Raw genomic sequence first — 1,277 nt, 5'->3', positions numbered from 1 at the left:
CGGAGCAATGTCGCCGAGAGCAGGTTGGCTGCATCAAAAATACCGTCGATTGGCGCTGGAACCGTGCCAATCTGAATTGATCAGCGATTCCCTAGATAAAACGAAAGATACTCCGGTGAACTGACGCCTATATCCACAGCCACTATCAACTCACCATGCTCCCATAGCGGAGCCAAATTTCGATCAGAAAATGTCGGCCAGTTTCCAGGGTTGTCAGGAGCACCCTGAGAGTAAAAATAGTATGGCGTCTGAAAAAGACGTTACATCCCACTCGGGCAGTCAAGATCTATTAAAAATGCCTTCAAATTTGGAGGCAAATTGAGCCTTTCAATGTGACCAATTCGATCTCTTTCAGCAAATTTCATGATCGTTTAACGCCCGGCTCACGCGCCGGTTTGGAGCCGCGAAGCGGCGGAAAATCGGTCGCTGTGCAGCCGATTGTTATGCCCTGTGCCCGATTTCGGATACAGCACTCCAAGGACGAATGTTCTTCAGCTGATCCTCTAGGGCATCTTCGGCAATCTCAGTGTCATAGGCTGCCTGAGCTCGCAACCAGTAGCCATTGGACAAACCAAAGAAACGACAGAGTCGCAGGTCCGTATCTGCGGTAATCGCACGTTTTCCCGCAATAATCTGGCCGATCCGCTGAGCAGGCACCCCAATCTCTTTAGCCAAGCGGTATTGAGAAATACCCATCGGCTCAAGGAACTCTTCCTTCAGTAACTCGCCCGGCGTTACAGCTTCAATGTTGCGCATGAGTTACCTCCTAATGATAATCAACAATTTCGACATCTTCCGCACCGGCCTTGGTCCAGCGGAAGCAAACCCGGAACTGCCTGTTGATTCGAATGCTGTGCTGACCTTGGCGGTCACCATGCAATGGCTCCAACATATTTCCGGGCGGTACTTTGAGATCATCCAGCTGGCTTGCAGCCTGAAGCTGCCGAATTTTCCTCAAGGCAACTCGCTCAAAATTGACGAAGCGTCTGACGCTGCGTCCGCTTGCTAGCTTCTCAGTATCCTTACACTTGAACGATATGATCATAGAGAAAGAATGACGCAGAACGTTATTAACGTCAAGCGTTATTATATGGCGCAGCGGGCGAGTAGGAAGGCATAACGTTTGGTTAAGGGGCGGGCTTAGCCCGTCCCAGTGAGCGAAGCGAACGACTTGAACCGCTTGTTATGCATTGGCACGCGTAAGCCAGCGATTGTGTAGCCTTGGAAGGCCCAGCAGTACCAAGGGTAATCCGACTACAATCAGCACTAACGACGAA

At 50.7% G+C, this 1,277-nt stretch carries 2 protein-coding genes; both read right to left on the bottom strand.

What is annotated here, in order from left to right; genetic code table 11:
- Nucleotides 1-441: 441 nt before the first annotated feature.
- Complete coding sequence (locus BMZ23_RS14750; protein WP_093479101.1) at nucleotides 442-756, bottom strand: HigA family addiction module antitoxin; 315 nt, start codon at nucleotides 754-756, stop codon at nucleotides 442-444.
- Nucleotides 757-766: 10 nt separating this feature from the next.
- Nucleotides 767-1,045: a type II toxin-antitoxin system RelE/ParE family toxin gene (locus BMZ23_RS14745; protein ID WP_093479098.1), complete on the bottom strand. Its 279-nt coding sequence runs from the start codon at nucleotides 1,043-1,045 to the stop codon at nucleotides 767-769.
- Nucleotides 1,046-1,277 lie beyond the last annotated feature (232 nt).

Origin of the sequence: Halopseudomonas yangmingensis (genome assembly GCF_900114825.1) — a bacterium.
Classification (GTDB): Bacteria; Pseudomonadota; Gammaproteobacteria; order Pseudomonadales; family Pseudomonadaceae; genus Halopseudomonas; species Halopseudomonas yangmingensis.
The sequence above is the reverse complement of the archived record's forward strand: the minus strand, read 5'-3'. Positions and strand labels throughout refer to the sequence as shown.